Genomic DNA, 16,699 nt, shown 5'->3' on the forward strand with positions numbered 1-16,699 from the left:
TGACTGACTTCAATGCATTCGTTTCCATTCAAGGACTGGCTGAGGCAACTGCGCGAGCGTGCGGGGTCCGCCACAGAACTCACACGTTCACTTCACTGCCCGCCCACCTCGTGGCTGCACTGGATCGAGGACTGCACCTCGACCAACGGCTATCGCAGGGAAGATGCGCTGAAGCGCATTGCCGGACTTCCTGTCGAAGTCCGCGCCCAGGCGCTCCGCTTCGTGCTGGCCCGACTGAACGACTGGGTCGCCCCCGTGCGCACCGCAGCGAATACGGCCGCCATCGCCCTGCTCGTCGATGACCTGGAGTTGGTCTGGATCGAGGAGCTGCCAGCCGTCGTAGCCCTGCTGCGTGCTGGGCGATCGGATCAGCGCGCATTCATCGAGCAGGTTCAGACCTTCTTCTTTTCGAGCCCCTCGCGCCGTCGGGCGTTGATGCAGGCCATGCCAAGCTACGGCGTGGCTGCTCGCCGCTGGGTCGCGCAATCTGGATGGCTCGCCGGCACGCTCCCAGAACGCACCCAGGGCCTTGTGGCCGCACTGACCGGACCTGACGCCGTGGTGGCGCGCGCCGCGCTGGCAGTCGCGCTCGCAGCGGACTCCGAGTTCAGCAGCCGCCCCGAGGTGCTGGCCGCTTTGAACCAGATCCGCTTGCCACGCCTGCGCCTGCTGGTGCTAAGGCAACGCCAAGCCGAAGGGCAGTTCCCTCCGCCCGATGCCGTCGCCTTGGCGTTGGGGCCGCACCGGGCAACGCGCGAGTGGCTTTGTTTTCACGCCGACACAGCGCTCAAGGAGCGCCTGCGTGAGGCCTGCGTCAGCGCGCTGAGCGGCAGCTGCTCAGACAGACCTTCGGGCCTGCGCGGGGCCGCCCTTGAAACCCTTTACCTGGTCGATTCGCGCGCCTGCCAACCCTGGATCTCGTCCCTACAGACAGATGCGGAGCCCCGCACACGCCTGTCGGCCTTCCATCTGGCGCTGAAGGCTGCATCAGGCACGGAAAGGGGCGCCCTGGCACTCCGGACACTGGCAGACCCAGCACCCAAACTTCGCAAGCTGGGCGTTCGAGCCATTCGCCGGGGACATGCGCTGTGCGACACAAGCCAGCTGCTGGCATTGGGCCGGGAGCATCCCGATGCATGGCCCCAGGTTCTGAGTGCGGCGCAGGTGTTTGGAGCTGTCGCTGGCCTGCGAATGGTCCTGCAGTTGACCCTGCTGCGGAACGAGATCCCCAAGCATTTGCATCGGGCCCTCCACGCTGCAAGCGCACGGCTGCGGCGCAGTGTGTATGCGCCCAGCGAGTCCGAATCAGTCGAGCTTGCCGCCTTGTGGAGCCAGGCGATTACCAAACACCCAAATCTCAAAGAAGCCCAATGATCGACATCGACGCCTCCGCCGGCGAAGGCGGCGGCCAGGTGCTGCGCAGCAGCCTGAGCCTGTCCCTGCTCACCGGCACCCCCATCACCCTGACCGGCATCCGCGGGCGCCGCCCCAAGCCGGGGCTGATGCGCCAGCACCTGACCTGCGTGCAGGCCGCCCAGGCCATCGCACCGGGCGCGACCGTGCAGGGCGCGGAGCTGGGTTCGCAGCAACTGCGCTTCGTGCCGGCCCCCGTGCAGCCCGGCGCCTACCGCTTCGAGATCGCCACCGCCGGCTCCTGCCTGCTGGTGCTGCAGACCGTCTGGCTGCCGCTGGCCCTGGCCGGCGGCGCCAGCGAGCTGGAGCTGAGCGGCGGCACGCACAACCCGATGGCGCCGCCCTTCCCCTTCATCGAGCAGGCCTTTGCGCCCCTGCTGGCGCGCCTGGGCGCGCCAGCTGAGCTGGAGCTGCAGCGCGCCGGCTTCTATCCGGCGGGTGGCGGGCGCCTGAAGGTTCGCATCGCGCCGGCGGCGGCGCTGCAGCCCTTTGATCTGCTCGAACCGGGCGCACTGAAGGCGCGCCGCGCCCAGGCGATGGCGCCGGGGCTGCCGCGCTCGATTGCCGAGCGCGAGCTGCAGACCTTGGCCGGCCAGCTGGACTGGCCGGGTGATGCACTCGAGGTACTGCCCTGCCGCCAGAACGAGGGCCCGGGCAACGCGCTTTGGGCCCGGCTGGAGCATGAGGTGCTGACCGAACTGTTCTGCGCCTTCGGTGAGAAGGGCCGCACCGCCGAGGACGTGGCGCGCGAGGTGGCGCGCGCCGTGCAGCGCCACCAGCAGACCGGCGCGGCCCTGGGGCCGCAGCTGGCCGACCAGTGGCTGCTGCCGCTGGCCCTGGCCGTGGCTCAATCTGGCAGGGGAGCGACATTCAGCGCCAGCGAGTGGACCGAGCACGCACGCACCAATGCCGGGCTGGTCGAACGATTCCTGCCCGTGGTGATGCACGTCACCAAGGCGCAGGGAAATGCGGTGCGTGTCGAATTGCTGCCCCGCCCCCTGGGCCAGAATTCGCGCCCTGACCCGCCCGGCACCCGGCCGCGCGGCAGCTGGTTTGGAAATTCGTGATGAAGCAAGTGATGGCCAAGCGCATGGCGCTGAAGGTGGCGGCCCTGGTCGCCGGGGTGATGCTGGCGGGCGCCTCCGCGGCGCAAACCGCGCCCACCGTGGGAACGATCGTGCGCGTGGCCACGGACAAAGGCCCGATCGACATCCAGCTCTACGACACCGATGCACCCGCCACGGTGGCGAACTTCCTCAGCTATGTGCGCAAGGGCGCCTACACCGGCGGGCTGCTGCATCGCTCGGTAAAAAACTTCGTCATCCAGGGAGGCGGCTTCAGTTTCAATGAGGACAGCAACCCGCGTATGGCCTCCATCCCGACCGACGCGCCGGTGAACAACGAGTTCAACGCCGCGCGCTCGAATGTCCGCGGAACCATCGCCATGGCCAAGCTCGACAACGCGCCCAATAGCGCGACGAGCCAGTGGTTCGTGAACCTGGCCAACAACGGTGCGGGCGCCAGCACCAATCTGGACAGCAACAACGGCGGGTACACCGTGTTCGGCCGCATCAGCACACCCAGCATGGCGACCGTGGATGCGCTGGCAGCCCTGCCCACGGTAGATGCCCGGGCCTGCACCACGACGCTGGGCCCCCAGGCCACGGCACTGGCCACCCTGCCGCTGGCCCAGCCCCTGGTGCCGGTGACCTGCGCCAACATCAAAGCCGTCAACGTGGTGCAGATGCGCTGGGCCAAGGAACTGCCTGCCAAGGCCACGAGCACGGACACCGACCGCGTGCTGAACTACCTGGAGGCGATGTACCCGCAGCACATCGCCCCGGCCAGCCCGACCACGCAGACGGCCCAGGGCTACACCTACCGCTACTACGCCGGCACCAATGCCCATGTGGGCAGCAAGGACGGCGTCGTGTACTACTTGGTGCCCGCCGTCAGCGCCGAGATCCAGACCCTCGGCCCGCTGGCCGAGCTGCTGCAGCAGGCGGCTGCCGCCGGCTACTGAGGAGCCGGGCATGAACGCAAAGGCTCCCCAAGGCCTGCTGCGCCTCGGCACCGCGCTGCTGGCTGGTCTGCTGCTGGCCGGTGCGGCCGCGGCGCAAACCGTGGGCACCACCGTGCGCGTGGCCACGGACAAAGGCCCGATCGACATCCAGCTTTACGACAGCGCCGCCCCCGCCACGGTGACGAACTTCCTCAATTACGTGCGCCGCGGCGCCTACGACGGGGTGTTCTTCCACCGCCTGTCGCTGGGTTTCGTGCTGCAGGGTGGCGGCTTCAAGTTCAGCGACGGCGCAGCACCGCGTGTCTCCGCCATTGCGCAGGACCCGCCGGTGGTGAATGAGTTCAGCGCCACGCGCTCGAACCTGCGCGGCACGGTGGCCATGGCCAAGCTGGGCGGCAATCCCAACAGCGCCACCAACCAGTGGTTCATCAACCTGACCAACAACGCCAGCAATCTGGACGGCCAGAACGGCGGCTTCACGGTATTCGGCCGCATCAGCACGCCCGGCATGGCCACGGTGGATGCGCTGGCCGCGCTGAACACTGTCAATGCCGCCGGCTGCACGAATGCGCTGGGAAGCCAGGCCGGGGCGATGGGCGAGCTGCCACTGATCAAGGCCCTGAGCAGCCTGAGCTGCGACGCCATCCGCAACGAGAACCTGGTAGTGATGCGCTCGGTCAAGGAACTGCCGAAACCCTCCGCCAGCTCCGACTCGGACCGCATCTTCAACTACCTGGAAGCCGCCTATCCGCAGTACGCGGCGCCGGCCAGTGCGCCCACGCTCAGCGCGCTGGGCTACACCTACCGCTACTACGCCAACACCCAGGCCTATGTGGGCACCAAGGACGGCGAGGTCTTCTATCTGGTGCCGGCCCTCAGCAGCAACATCACGAAGCTGGCCTCGATGGCCGAGTTGCTGCAGCAGGCGGCTGCGGCCGGCTACTGATCATGAAGGCTTGATCGGCAGCGTACCCGTGGGCCCGCTGCCCGTTTCCTGGTACTCCACCTCGCCGTCCTTGGCCCAGAGCCAATGCGGCACCCCGGCCGGCGCCACGTAGAGCGCGCCGGCCGGCACCGCCACCCAGCGGGCCTCGTCCACCGCCCCGCCAAATCCCACGTAGAGCGTGCCCCGCAGCACCGTGCTGTGGCGCGTGTCCGGATGGGTGTGCGGCGGGATGCGCGTGCCCGCCTCCAGCTGCACCCGCAGCACGTAGGGGCCGGCGCCCTTCTCGCTGCCCAGCAGCCAGGCCGCGCGCAGGCCCGGCAGCTGCGGCGGGCTGAACCAGGGCTGTGCCTCGGGCCGGATGGGCTCCGGCTGCGCCGCGCAGCCCAGGCTCAGGCACAGCCCCAGCAGCAGCACGGCCGGCCTCATGGCGCCTCGCCTTCGGCCGCAACCACCGTGGGCTTGATGAGGCGCGGCTTGGCGCGCCACAAGCCACCCGCGCTGAAGGCCCCCCAGGCCCAGCGCACCCAGCCCAGCACGGCCGCGGCCAGCCACAGCGCCCACAGCAGCATCGCCACGCGGTAGGCCCAGATCGGCAGGCTCAGCAGCCAGGCGCTGCGCTCCGCGCCGCCGCTCACGCGGTCGGCGTACCAGATCAGCTGCTGCGCGGTCGAGCCATTGCCCTGGATCAGCAGGTCCGGGTGGCCGAGCAGGCCCACCGACAGCGCGTGCAGCAGGGCCGAGACGGTGAACAGGGTCCACAGCAGCAACAGCAGCTGCAGGCCGTTGAACTGCCAGCGCTTGAGCTCCACAGCGGCCAGGCGCTCGCGGGCGCGCAGCATCAGGAACCAGGCCAGGATGACCGCCAGGCCGGAGAGGCTGGCCGGCGCCACGCCCAGGCCCAGCAGCAGCCAGCCCCAGCCCTTCAACGGCAGGCCCTGCAGCCGGCGCAGACCGAAGGCCACCGCCGCCAGCAGCACCAGCAGCACGCCCCAGAACAGCACCGCCGGCCCCAGGGCCGGGCCGCCGCTCAGGCCCATGGCCAGCGCCACTCGGTCTTGCGGCACGGCCAGCACCAGGCGCTCGTTCACGCCCTGCAGCTTGCCCAGGCCCAGCGGCATGCTGCGGAACAGGCCGCTCATGCCCTCGGGCTGGCGCCAGCGCAGCTTCAGCAGCTGCTGGCCCGGCGTCAGCGGCACGGTGATCGCGCCCTCGCGTGCCTGCACCGGCAGCGGCGCGCCGTTGAGCTGCAGCTCCAGCAGCTCGGCGCCGGGCGGCAGCTGCAGCCGGTGGTCCTGCCCCAGGCTGACGCGCAGGTTCAGCTGGCTGTTGTAGGTGCTGGCGCGCTGGCCGGGTTCAATCTCGGTGTGCAACGCGTCCAGCGTCAGGGTCTGGCCCTCCACACCCTGGGGCTTGCTGATGCGCAGCTGCATCTTCTCGCCCGGCCAGGGCTGCCACTGCGGCGCCCAGCGGCCGTCCTGCTGGTGCCAGATCGGCGCCAGGCCCTGCAGCTGCACCTGCCAGGCGGGGCTGGCGGCCAGGCTCCAGACCTCGATCTGCTGCGGCAGCGCGCTGGCCTGGAAGTCCAGCTGCGGCAGGGGTTTCAGCGTGCTGTTCAGCACCACTTCGTCCGCACCGCCCAGCTGCAGCAGCAGCTGGCCGTCCTGGACCTGGACGCCGGCCTCGGTGACGGATTCACCCGGCAGCAGGGCGATCTGCACCGTCAGCGGCGCGCGGCTGGGGCTGATGCGCTGCACGCGCGTCAGCACCTGCCATTGCAGGCCCAGCTGCAGCTGGCGCTCCACCCGCACCAGCGGCGGCAGGGCGTCGCGCGGGGTGCCGCTGTCGCTGGTCTTGGTGGCTTGCGTGCCACCCTGCTCCCGCGCCAGGCGCAGCGCGCCGCTGGGCAGGCCGCGCGCATCCAGGCCGCTCAGGGCCCAGCCCTCCAGCTGGGTCTTGAGCTCGCGCAGTGGCAGCGGCAGGTTGATGCCGACGTCCTGCGCGCTGCCGGCATCCATCTCCAAGAGCACCTGGCTGACGCCGGCCGGCGCCAGCAGCCAGAGCTGGCCCTGTTCGTCGCGCCGGGTGGTGGCCGGCTGGCCGTCCAGGCTGATGCGCTCGGGCGCCCAGTTCGTGCCTTCACCCGGCAGCGGCAGGGCCACCGCCGCCTGGGCGTGCACCTCCAGGCGCAGCTGGATGCGGCCACCCTGTGCGCTCAAGAGCCCGCGCGCCAGCTCGGCGCAGCGGGGCAGGCAGGGCGGCGGCGGGTTTTGCTTAGCGCGCAGCTCGGCCAGCAGGGCCTCGCTGGGTTGCGGGAAGCTGGCCTGCGCTTCCGCCGGGGCGGTGTCGGCCAGGGCGGGCAGCGCTACCAGCATCAGCAGCAGAGCCAGCAGCCCAAGGCGCACGCCGCCACGCTGGCGCCCCGCCCGCCAGGCGGCCAGGCGTTGCTGCGCCTGCGGCCAGGCGCCGGTGGCCAGCGGCAGCGCGGCGGCCACCAGCAGCAGCAGGGCCAGCACGCGCAGCGCGCTCAGGGCCCAGGGCGGCAGCAGCCAGAGTGAGAGCGTTTGGCCGGCCTGCACCGGGCCTTGCCATTGCAGGGCGTGGTTCTTCCAGCTCCAGTTGGGCAGACCGGGGCCGGTCTGGACGCGCGAACGCGGGTCCTGCTTGGTCAGGTCCTCCCGGCTGGCATAGGGGTTGGGCTTGCCTTCTCCAATGGACTTCATTTGCAAGGAGTCCAACGGCGCCGGAGATCGCATCTCCGCGGCCGGGGCCGGGGGTGACACCACAACGCTCGCTTCAACCTCGCCTTCTTCACGTCGCACAGGGGCCCGCCGCCGCTCCTGAGCCCAGCCGGTGCTGGTCGTCTCCAACTGCGGATGCAGTGCGAAGTGCACCTGGTCCACGCCGAAGCGAAGCATCAGCAGGGCCAGCAACACCATTGCCAGCCGCTGCGCCCGCACCACCCACACCGCCAAGGCCGCCCCGGCGGGCAAGGCCTGACGCAGCGCCAGCAGGGCCAGCAGGCCCAGCCACAGCAGCTGCGGCGGCGAGCCTTCCAGGTGCCAGGCTAGGCCCAACGCCACGCCGGTCAGCAAGCCCATGCGCCAGCCCAGCAACTTGCCGGCCCCCAGCGCGGCCAGCAGCAGGAAGAACAGATCCCAGAGCGTCCATAGAGCCACCCAGCTGCCCTGCGCATGGTCGACCCCGCTGGCATGCAGCAGCAGCCAGCCGGGCGGCAGACGCAACTGTGCATTGGCTGATTCAAAGTCCTGCGCCCAGCCGCTGGCCAGCAGGGCCGCACTGCGCGCCTGAATGCGGCTGTCGGCTTCGATCTGCACATTGGCATCGCGCAGCGCAAAGCCCACCGCGCCGCCGGCGCCCTGGGTCAGGGTCTGATCCGCACCGTTGACGGCGGCACGACCCAGCAGGCCCGGCGCCGGCATGTCCAGGCGGGTGGCGCGGCTGGCCTTGCCGCTGATCTGGTCCTGCACCGTGTAGCCACCACCGTCGAAATCCAGCCAGAGCGTGCGGCTCAGGCGCAGCGCGTCGGCCTCGGGCTGCTCGGTGCCACGCCGGGTCTGCGCGAACTGCAACGCCTCGCCGGGCAATAGGCGGTAAGCCGGCAGGCTGCGCCAGTCCTCGGGCATCTCGACCTGGCGCGGATCCAGCGCCGCGCCGCCGCTGACCGACACCACGCGCAGCTCGTTGCGCGCCGCGAAGCTCCAGACTTCCTCGGCGCTGGCGCCACCCTGCGGGAGCTCCAGCTTCGCCAGCGGGGCCATGTGGCGGGCCTCCAGCTCCAGCGTCCACTGGCCGGGGCGGGCCTGCACGCGCAGGCTGCCGTCCGGCTGCAGGCGGGCCGGCAGCGGGCTGCGGATCTCGTGCGCCTGCCAGCCCGGCAGCAGGGCCAGCGGCAGGGTGATCTCGCGCGAGCGGCCGGCCACGCTCAGGCCGAACTGGGTGATGAGGCGGGCGGGGATGTCGTCGTCGAGCCGGCGCACGGTACGGATCGCCTCGCTGGCTTGGCCTTCGGTCTGAGCGCCCGCGCCGGGCGAGAGCAGCAGGCGGTCGTTCTCGTCCACGCGCTGGCGCAGGGCCTGGCCGTTCAGGCTGGCCTCCAGGCTGCCCAGGCCAGCCGGCAGCTGCAGATCCTGCGGCAGCGTGCGCCAGGGCAATCGGCCCTCCACGCTGTAGCGGCCGGGCGCCAGCCAGACGGTCGGGCGGCCCTCGATCTCGCTCACCGCCAGCGCCTGGCTGCCGGCCTTCACGTCCTGCGGCCACAGGCCCGGCTCGCCCGGCAAGACCACGCGCTGCGGCGCGCCCAGCACCTGCAGCTCCAGGCGGAAGCTGGCGCCGCCGGCCTCGGCCTTGAGGTTCAGGTGCCCGGGCCAGACGCAGGGCTGCTCGGCCTGGCCGTCAAAGGCCTTGGGGCAGCGCTCGGCCTGGTGGCCATGCCAGGCCCAGGGCAGCCAGTCCTGCAGGGCCTTGGGCAGGTCGTCGGGTTTCAGCGGCGCCTGGGCCGTGGCCAGCGTGCTCAGCAGCAGGCCGGCAGCCAGGGCCAGGGCTCGGATGGGTGTGGACATTTGAAGCTCCCCCTCAGGAGCGCGCCTTGTAGCTGATTCCCGGGGCGAAGTCGGGCGCGGCGGCGGCGCTCACGCTGCCACCACCCGGTTGCGACCGCTGCGCTTGGCCTCGTACAACGCCGCATCGGCGCGCTGCAGCAGCGTGGCAGCATCGTCGCCCTCGGCCATCCAGGCCAGGCCCACCGACACGGTGTTGTCCACCAGCGGCTCGCTGAGCAGCGGCTGGCTGGCCACGGCGGCGCGCAGGCGCTCGGCAATCTCCAGCGCCTTCTCGTGCGTGGCGCCGGGCAGCAGCACGCAGAACTCCTCGCCGCCGTAGCGGGCGCATTGGTCGCTGCTGCGCAGCTGGGCGCGCACGCGCTCGGCAAAGGTCTTCAGGGTGGCATCGCCCACCCCGTGGCCGTGACGGTCGTTGACGGCCTTGAAGTGGTCGATGTCCAGCATCAGCACCGCCAGGCCCTCCTGGGTGGGCGGGCGCTGCAGCCAGGCGTCGAGCAGCTGATCGAGACTGCGGCGGTTGGCCAGGCCCGTCAGTGCGTCGGTGGCGGCCTCGTGGGCCTTGCGTTCCAGGTTCTCGCGCAGTTGCTGGGCCATGCGCTCGTTGTCGATCTGCAGGCGCAGGCCCTCAATGAGCCGCGCCGACACCGGCCGCATCAGCCAGAACAGCAGCACGTAGAACAGCAGACTGCCCGCCGTCAGCTGCCAGGCCGGCGCGCCCTGCCAGGCCGTGCTGGCGGCCAGCGGCAGCCAGTAGGCACCGAGCTGCCAGGCGTAGGCACGCAGATGGGTCAGGTAGGCCGTGGCGCTGATGGCACCCACGCCGCACATCAGGATGATCAGCCAAGCATCCAGCACCGGCGAGTGCCCGGCCACGGCCCAGGCGCACAGGCCCCAGCTGGCGCCATCCAGCACGGCGGCCAGGGCCAGGGCGTTGGCATCGCGTTCGCGCTGGGCGCCGCGCGCCAGGATGCGGTGCAACTGCAGCTGGCACAGCAGCCACAAGACTGCAGCGGCCGCCAGCCAGATCAGCAGGGGCCGGGGGCCGATCGGCTCCCAGGCCACCAGCAGCACAAAGGCCCATCCCGGTGGGGCGTTGCGCAGGAGCTGCTGCATGGCGCGCGCGCATTGCTCGAAACCGAGTTGTTCGGCGCGCGCGAAGTCTTGGGCGGGCATGGCGCCAGTATGGCGCCCGGCCTGGTCCGAAGGTCAATCCTCAGGCCTGCGCAGGGGGAGGGCTGGTCGGGGCGGCGGCAGGGCTCAGGGCCTGCGGCGCTTCCTCACCCACGAACAGCCACAGCGCCGCGTAGACCGCCAGGCTGCAGCCGCCGAACATCAGGCCGACGACGAACAGGATGCGCCAGCCCCAGGAGGCCAGACCGGTCAGGCGTTCCAGACCGCCGCAGACCCCCGCCAGCCAGCGGTCGCTGCGGCTGCGGCGGAACTGGTTCAGGGTGGCGATCGGCGGCGGCAGCGTGGCGGAGCGGCCCTCTTCCAGCACGCGCGCCTTGGCGCGGACGAATTCGTCGGCGCTCAGATGGCCATCGCGGTGCAGGTCGGCCAGGCGTTGCAGGTCATCGGCGGGGTACATGGTGAGGCTCCTGTGGTTCGCACCGGGGTTCGGTGTGACGGAACGATAGGAGGGGTGCTGCACCCGGCCAAGCGATGTGCGACGCACCGCCGTCCTACGCGACTGGGCGGAAAAAAGAGCCGACCAGTGGGATCTCCACGCCTGATGGCGACAATGGCCGTACACCCTTCAGCTTCGCGGATCGCGCTTGACATGACGCCAAGCTTCTCGCTCTTCACGCAGGCATCGGCTGGCAAGATTCACCCGCCGCTGTGGACGCTGGTGCTTTCATGTTGCGCCGTGGCCTGGATCGTGGGCTTCCCACTCGGTCGACAGTTCGGCGCGAGCATCCTGGGCCTTCTGATCGCAGCGCTGCTCGGTGGCGCTCTGCTGGCGCTTTGGTCGCGTCCAGCCGCCTACCTTGAGTTGCCCATCGCCGCGCTCATGTGCAGCTTGAGTCTTTGGGGTCTGCTTGGCTTCCCATCTGCCCCCGGTGCACAAGGTTGGTTTGCGGTGCTCGTCATGGTCACCCTGTTTACTCTCGCCACCCATCTGGGAGCGTTCGGTTGCCGCAGGTATGGGCAAGCTGCCTTGAGACTGCTGCGCTTCGGTTTCGGCCAAACCGCACTGGCGGTCGGATTGGTTCTGGGCACGATCAATAGCCTGTTCTTCGCCGAACCCTTCTGGTCATCCCCCTTGGGAGCGTGGATCCACATGTTGCGATGGGAGGTCCACCCCCTGGCCTTCATCATCGTCATCTGGTGGACAGCTGCCTTGGTGCTTGGCTACACCGCCGGTCTGTCCCTGCCGCGCCCCACGGCGACGCGCGGTGTCGCCCTGCTGGCCCTGCTGTGTGCCGCGCTGAGTCTCCGATCCGTCGAACCCTGGCTGCGAACGGATGTGGTCGCGCTGACGACGGGCGGGCAGCTGCCCCAGGCATGGGTCATCGCCCCCGCTATCGCACTGTCAATCTGGTTGGCCGGTCGCCTGGGCGTGTGGGTGGGTACTGCTCGCGAGGGTAGGACATGACCTTGTTAACAGCTCTGGTGGCCTTGATGGCGCTTGCGACAGGCTGCAGCCAAGCTCTGGCGTGCAGCTGTGTGACGCCGCCGCCACTGGACGTGCAGGTGCGCACCGCCATTGACGAACAAGCCTTGATCGCGCTGGTACAGATCATCCGCACCGAGCGTCGGAGCGCTTCGCTGGCTTTTACCGCCGAGCACTTGCTAGGCGAGGTTTCACCCTGGCACGGCGCGAACTTCGTTCAGGTGAAGGTGGTGAAGAGCTGGGGGGCAGGAGTGGCCCCCGCTCAGCTGTTGCAGATTCACCGAGAGGACGGCGCCGCTTGTGGCTACGAGGCCTGGGCGCAATCCAACCGACACCTTGTGGTCCTCCATCGCACGCCCACATGGTGGATGGCGAGCCTATGCGGACCCAGCAGGCCTGAGTCTGAAGCAGGCGAGCTCATGAAGTTGCTGGATCAGGAAGCTCAACGGCGGAGAGATTCCTCGACGCCAGCCACACAAGTCAGTTCAGCACACAGTCCTTAGCCTGTGTTCGGCCAGGCTTGCGAAGCCCTCAAGGCTTCGCCGTTGCTGGCTTGCCACCAGCTCCCCAGCCTGCGCCCGCGAGACGGGCGCAGTCCTTCGGCCGGGGTCGCAGGGTCCTCAGGACCCTGCTCGCTCCGGCCTCAGCCATCGAGCTTCTTCTGGAACACCAGGCCCGCGTGCTCGCGCAGCGCGTGGAAATGGATCTTGGGCCAGTTCTCCTGGATGGCACGCAGCTCGGGCGCGTACTCCACCAGGATGGTCGGGGCGTCCACGGCGTCGTAGGCCATGCGGTGGTCGTTGGCCGCGATGAACTTCTTGAGCTCCACCTCATCGTCCGCCGTCACCCAGCGCGCCACCTGGAAGCGGCAGGGCTGGATGCGCGCCTTGACGCCGTACTCGTGCTCCAGGCGGTGCGCCACCACCTCGAACTGCAGCTGACCCACGGCGCCCAGCATCAGCACCGAACCGGCCATCGGGCGGAAGACCTGGATCGCGCCCTCCTCGCCGAGCTGCTGCAGGCCGGCGCGCAACTGCTTGGTCTTCAGCGGGTCGGCCACCTCGACGTTGCGGAACATCTCGGGCGCGAAGAAGGGCAGGCCGGTGAACTGCAGCGGTTCGCCCTCGGTCAGCGTGTCGCCCAGGTGCAGCACGCCGTGGTTGGGGATGCCGATGATGTCGCCGGCGAAGGCCTCCTCGACCAGCTCGCGCCGCTGCGAGAGGAAGGACACGACGGTGTTGGGGCGGAAGTCCTTGCCGGTGCGCGTGACCTTGAGCTTCATGCCACGCTCGAAGTGGCCTGACGAACAGCGCACGAAGGCGATGCGGTCGCGGTGCGCCGGGTCCATATTGGCCTGGATCTTGAACACCACGCCGCTGAACTTCTTCTCGGTGGGCTGCACCACGCGCTGCAGGCTGGCGCGCTCGCCGGGCGGCGGGGCCAGCTCCACCAGCGCGTCCAGCACCTCGCGCACGCCGAAGTTGTTGATGGCCGAGCCGAAGAACATCGGCGTCTGGTGGCCGGCCAGGAACTCGGCGTGCTCGAAGGGCGTGGCGGCCTCGCGCACCAGCTCCAGCTCGCCCTGGGCCTGGCCCCAGGCCATGCCGAAGCGGCTCTCGTGGGCGGGGTTGTCCAGGTCGGTGATGAGCTCTTCGTCGCCACCGGCGCGGTCCTCACCCGGGGCGAACACGCGCATGCTCTGGGCCCGCAGGTCCATCACGCCGCCGAACTGCTTGCCCATGCCCACCGGCCAGGTGAAGGGGCAGACCGTCATGCCGAGCTCCTGCTCCAACTCGTCCATCAGGGCCAGCGGGTCCTTGACCTCGCGGTCCATCTTGTTGACGAAGGTCAGGATGGGGGTGTTGCGCGCGCGGCAAACCTGCAGCAGGCGGCGGGTCTGCGGCTCAACGCCGTTGGCGGCGTCGATGACCATCAGCGCGGCGTCCACGGCGGTGAGCACGCGGTAGGTGTCTTCGCTGAAGTCCTGGTGGCCCGGGGTGTCGAGCAGGTTGATGACGCAGTCGCGGTATTCCATCTGCATCACCGAGCTGGCCACCGAGATGCCGCGCTGCTTCTCGATCTCCATCCAGTCCGACGTGGCATGGCGCGCGGCCTTGCGCGCCTTCACCGAGCCGGCAATCTGGATCGCGCCCGAGAACAGCAGCAGCTTCTCGGTCAGCGTGGTCTTGCCGGCGTCGGGGTGGGAAATGATGGCGAAGGTGCGGCGGCGGCGCACTTCTTGTTCGATGCGTTCGGTCACGGGCGTGCTGCCCGAGGCAACGGGCGAATCTGGAAAAAGCCCGCGATTATCGGTTGCGGGTTTTCACCAAACCCCCGCCCGCCTTGCGGGTAACTCGGCTGGCGCGCCTTCCGTCACGCCGCCAGACTGCCCCGCTCTGCTCGATGCCTCGCTGATTCCATGACCGCGCTCCCCCTCGACCCCACCGACACCCGCCGCTGGGCCTGGCTGCCCCCCATCGGCACGCCGGCCTACTACACCCTGCTGGCCGCGGTGGGCATGCTGCTGCTGGGCCCGCTGGGTGGCGTGGCGGCCAGCTACATGAACTTCTCGCTCGGCTTCTATGTGGGCGGGCAGGTGCTGGCGGGCATCCTGGGTTCGGTCATCACCCTGGGCTACGGCCCGGCCGGGCGCCACGGCGCCAACTACATGCAGACCACCGCCGCCAGCGTGGCCGGCATGATGGCCATGAGCACCCTGCTGCAGGCGCGCGTGTGGATGGGCCTGCCCCCGGTGCCGACCTGGCAGCTGGTGGTCTACATGCTGTGCATCGGCATGCTGGGCGCGGGCGTGGGCATGCTGTACACGCCCATCCTGGTGGAGCGCATGAAGCTCACCTACCCCTCGGGCTTGGCGGTGGCCAACATCCTGCGCGCGCTCACCGACCCCGAGCTGCTGCGCCGCTCGGTGACGCGCCTGTTCGGCGGCATGGCCGCGGGCATTGGCGGCGGCGTGGCGGCGGCCAAGGTGGCAGCGCTGGGGGCCATCGAGATGAGCCTCTCGACCTTCGGCGCCGGCCTGATCGTGGGCGCGCGCATCACCATCCCGGCCATCACCTCGGGCCTGCTGTTCTGGGCGCTGACGCCGACCTTCGTCTCGATCGGCTGGCTGAACGCGGGCGAGCCCTTCCGCAAGATCGCCTTCCTGATCGCGCTCGGCATGATCCTGGGCGCGGCCATCATCGACATCGGCCTGATCCTCTGGCAGGCCCAGCGCCGGCTGCGCGGGCTGGACCCCAGCACCGAACAGGGAGCCGGCAGCGAGACCACCGGCCCGCGCCACAGCGTGCCGCGCCTGCTGGCCTGGGTGGGCGCCTGGGCGCTGGCCGTGGTGTTCTGCGGCCAGGCCTTCTTCGGCGTGCCCACCCTGCTGATGCTGCTGGCCTTGGGCCTGGTGGCGATCTTCGTGATGGTCAACGGCATCTCGGTCGGCATCAGCGACTCCAACCCGATCTCCTCGGCCTTCGTGGTGGGCGTGATCGTGTTCGCCCTCACCGGCCTGAAGGACCCGGCCCTGGGCCTGATGGCCGCCACCGTGCTGCTGGTGGCCACCAGCGTGGGCTGCGACATGCAGCAGGACCGCAGCACCGGCTGGCGCCTGGGCAGCAACCGCGCGCTGCAGTTCCGCTTCCAGGTGGGTGGCATCCTGGTGGGCGCGCTGCTGGCGGTGGGCATCGCCAACCTCTTCATGGCGGCCTACCCCATCCTGCGCCTGGACCAGACGGTGATGAGCGCCGATCAGCAGCCGGCGCAGTGGTCCTCGGCCATGACCTACAAATTCGTCGGCGTGCTGCGCGGCCTCTCCGAACCCAACCCGCACCAGACGGTGGCCATCGTGCTGGGCATCGCCTTCGGCTTCGGCGTGGAGCTGCTGCGCAAACTCATCAAGCGCAGCGCGCGCTACCAGGCCTTCGTGGCGCGCGGCCGCGCGGGCTTCGCCACCGATTTCGCGGTCGACGCCTTGGTGCTGCCCAGCCCCTACGCCTTCAGCTTCGGCGGCTTCGTGAACCTGCCCACCTCGCTGTGGTTCGGCGCCGGCGGCGTGATCTCCAGCCTCATCAACACCTTTGCCAAACGCAGCAAGGAAGACGAGGCCCTGCCCAGCGACATGAGCGCCACCTCCCTGGTGGGTGGCGGCCTGATTGCCGGCGATGCGCTGGCCGCGCTGGGCCTGGGCGTGGTGGGGCTGCTGAGCCTGCTGTAATCCGCGCATGAGCGCCCTGAGCCGCCGCCACAGCCTCTGCGCCCTGGCTGGGGGCGCGTGGGCGCTGGCGGCCGCCGCAGAGGGCGTGCTGCGCATGCCGGGGCCGCCGGTGTTTGCCGGCCAGCGGCCCTTTTTCCAGGGCGATCTGGCGCGCCTGGCGCTGAAAAAGGGCGGGCGTCCGGAGACCCTGCAGCTGCTGACCATGCCCACTTGGCCCCGTCAGGTGCGCGAGCTGCGCGACGGCCATGTGGACTTCGCGCCGCTGCCGGCCCATGCCGAGGCTTACGCCGAGTTCGGCCTGCGCCGGGTGGACTTCCCGATCCGTCGCGGCCTGCTGGGCCTGCGCCGCCTGGTGTGCCGCCGCGAGCGCCTGGCCGAGCTGGAGGCCCTGCCCGATCTGGCCGCGCTCAAGGCCCTGCGCCTGGGCTACGGCGCCGAGTGGGTGGACCGTCCGCTGCTGGAAGGCCTGGGATTTCGGACCCTTCCCACGCGCAGCACCGACCACCTGTATGCCGCGCTGCTGGCGGGCGAGTGCGACTACCTGAGCCGCGGCGTGAACGAGATCGGCCCCGAGCTGGCGCACTACGACCCCGGAGGCCAACAGCTGGCCGCGCCGGCCCAGCGCCTGCTCTGGTACCCCCTGGACGACTGCTACTTCGTGCCCCAGCGCAACGGCAGGCTGCACGAGGCTCTGACGCTCGGCCTGCAGCGCGCGCTGCAGGACGGCAGCTACCAGCGCCTGTTCCGCCGCCACTACGCCGCGGTGATCGAGCTGCTGGCCAAGGCCCGGGTGTGGACGGTGGAAGGCTACCCCCCGCCCACCGGCCTGCCCCGCGCCAGCTTCGACCTGCTACGCCACTGGCCCGCAGCGTAGGATCGCCCCACCCCCTGCCCCAGGAGC

General features: G+C 70.1%; 12 protein-coding genes. 7 read left to right on the plus strand and 5 right to left on the minus strand.

Annotated features, from left to right (window positions below; translation table 11 throughout):
• The first annotated feature begins 12 nt into the window (after positions 1–12).
• The 4 genes from I7X39_RS07170 to I7X39_RS07185 are packed head-to-tail and all read left to right on the plus strand — an operon-like array spanning position 13 to position 4,382.
• On the plus strand, positions 13–1,374 hold the full coding sequence (locus I7X39_RS07170; protein WP_198110300.1) for a hypothetical protein: 1,362 nt from the start codon (positions 13–15) through the stop codon (positions 1,372–1,374).
• The gene (gene rtcA, locus I7X39_RS07175; RefSeq protein WP_198110301.1) at positions 1,371–2,480 is read left to right on the plus strand and encodes an RNA 3'-terminal phosphate cyclase; all 1,110 of its coding nucleotides are present in this window, start codon (positions 1,371–1,373) and stop codon (positions 2,478–2,480) included. Before I7X39_RS07170 ends, rtcA begins: the two co-directional genes overlap by 4 nt.
• Entirely contained in the window at positions 2,480–3,436 is a 957-nt protein-coding gene (locus I7X39_RS07180) for a peptidylprolyl isomerase (protein WP_198110302.1), read from the plus strand. Before rtcA ends, I7X39_RS07180 begins: the two co-directional genes overlap by 1 nt.
• A 10-nt stretch (positions 3,437–3,446) precedes the next feature.
• On the plus strand, positions 3,447–4,382 hold the full coding sequence (locus I7X39_RS07185; protein WP_198110303.1) for a peptidylprolyl isomerase: 936 nt from the start codon (positions 3,447–3,449) through the stop codon (positions 4,380–4,382).
• Here the strand turns inward: I7X39_RS07185 and I7X39_RS07190 are convergent, their stop codons facing one another.
• The 4 genes from I7X39_RS07190 to I7X39_RS07205 form a co-directional block, all read right to left on the minus strand.
• On the minus strand, positions 4,383–4,808 hold the full coding sequence (locus I7X39_RS07190) for a cupin domain-containing protein (RefSeq protein ID WP_198110304.1): 426 nt from the start codon (positions 4,806–4,808) through the stop codon (positions 4,383–4,385).
• Positions 4,805–8,962, minus strand: coding sequence for a hypothetical protein (locus tag I7X39_RS07195; RefSeq protein ID WP_198110305.1), 4,158 nt, complete (start codon positions 8,960–8,962; stop codon positions 4,805–4,807). Before I7X39_RS07195 ends, I7X39_RS07190 begins: the two co-directional genes overlap by 4 nt.
• A 69-nt stretch (positions 8,963–9,031) precedes the next feature.
• Positions 9,032–10,135, minus strand: coding sequence for a GGDEF domain-containing protein (locus tag I7X39_RS07200; protein WP_198110306.1), 1,104 nt, complete (start codon positions 10,133–10,135; stop codon positions 9,032–9,034).
• A 40-nt stretch (positions 10,136–10,175) separates the two neighbouring features.
• Complete coding sequence (locus I7X39_RS07205; protein ID WP_198110307.1) at positions 10,176–10,550, minus strand: PspC domain-containing protein; 375 nt, start codon at positions 10,548–10,550, stop codon at positions 10,176–10,178.
• 192 nt (positions 10,551–10,742) lie between these two features.
• Between I7X39_RS07205 and I7X39_RS07210 the strand changes: the two genes are divergently transcribed.
• Positions 10,743–11,558: a hypothetical protein gene (locus I7X39_RS07210; protein WP_198110308.1), complete on the plus strand. Its 816-nt coding sequence runs from the start codon at positions 10,743–10,745 to the stop codon at positions 11,556–11,558.
• A 661-nt stretch (positions 11,559–12,219) separates the two neighbouring features.
• Here I7X39_RS07210 and I7X39_RS07215 read toward each other — a convergent pair.
• Positions 12,220–13,836, minus strand: a complete 1,617-nt coding sequence (locus tag I7X39_RS07215; RefSeq protein ID WP_198110309.1) for a peptide chain release factor 3 — start codon at positions 13,834–13,836, stop codon at positions 12,220–12,222.
• A 159-nt stretch (positions 13,837–13,995) separates the two neighbouring features.
• On the opposite strand from I7X39_RS07215, the gene I7X39_RS07220 reads away from it, so the two are divergent.
• Together I7X39_RS07220 and I7X39_RS07225 are read left to right on the plus strand one after the other, a co-directional pair.
• Positions 13,996–15,798, plus strand: coding sequence for an OPT/YSL family transporter (locus tag I7X39_RS07220; RefSeq protein WP_198110310.1), 1,803 nt, complete (start codon positions 13,996–13,998; stop codon positions 15,796–15,798).
• Positions 15,799–15,805: 7 nt separating this feature from the next.
• Complete coding sequence (locus I7X39_RS07225; protein WP_198110311.1) at positions 15,806–16,672, plus strand: transporter substrate-binding domain-containing protein; 867 nt, start codon at positions 15,806–15,808, stop codon at positions 16,670–16,672.
• The last annotated feature ends 27 nt before the right edge of the window (positions 16,673–16,699 follow it).

Source organism: Inhella proteolytica (assembly GCF_016093275.1).
GTDB classification, from domain to species: Bacteria; Pseudomonadota; Gammaproteobacteria; order Burkholderiales; family Burkholderiaceae_C; genus Inhella; species Inhella proteolytica.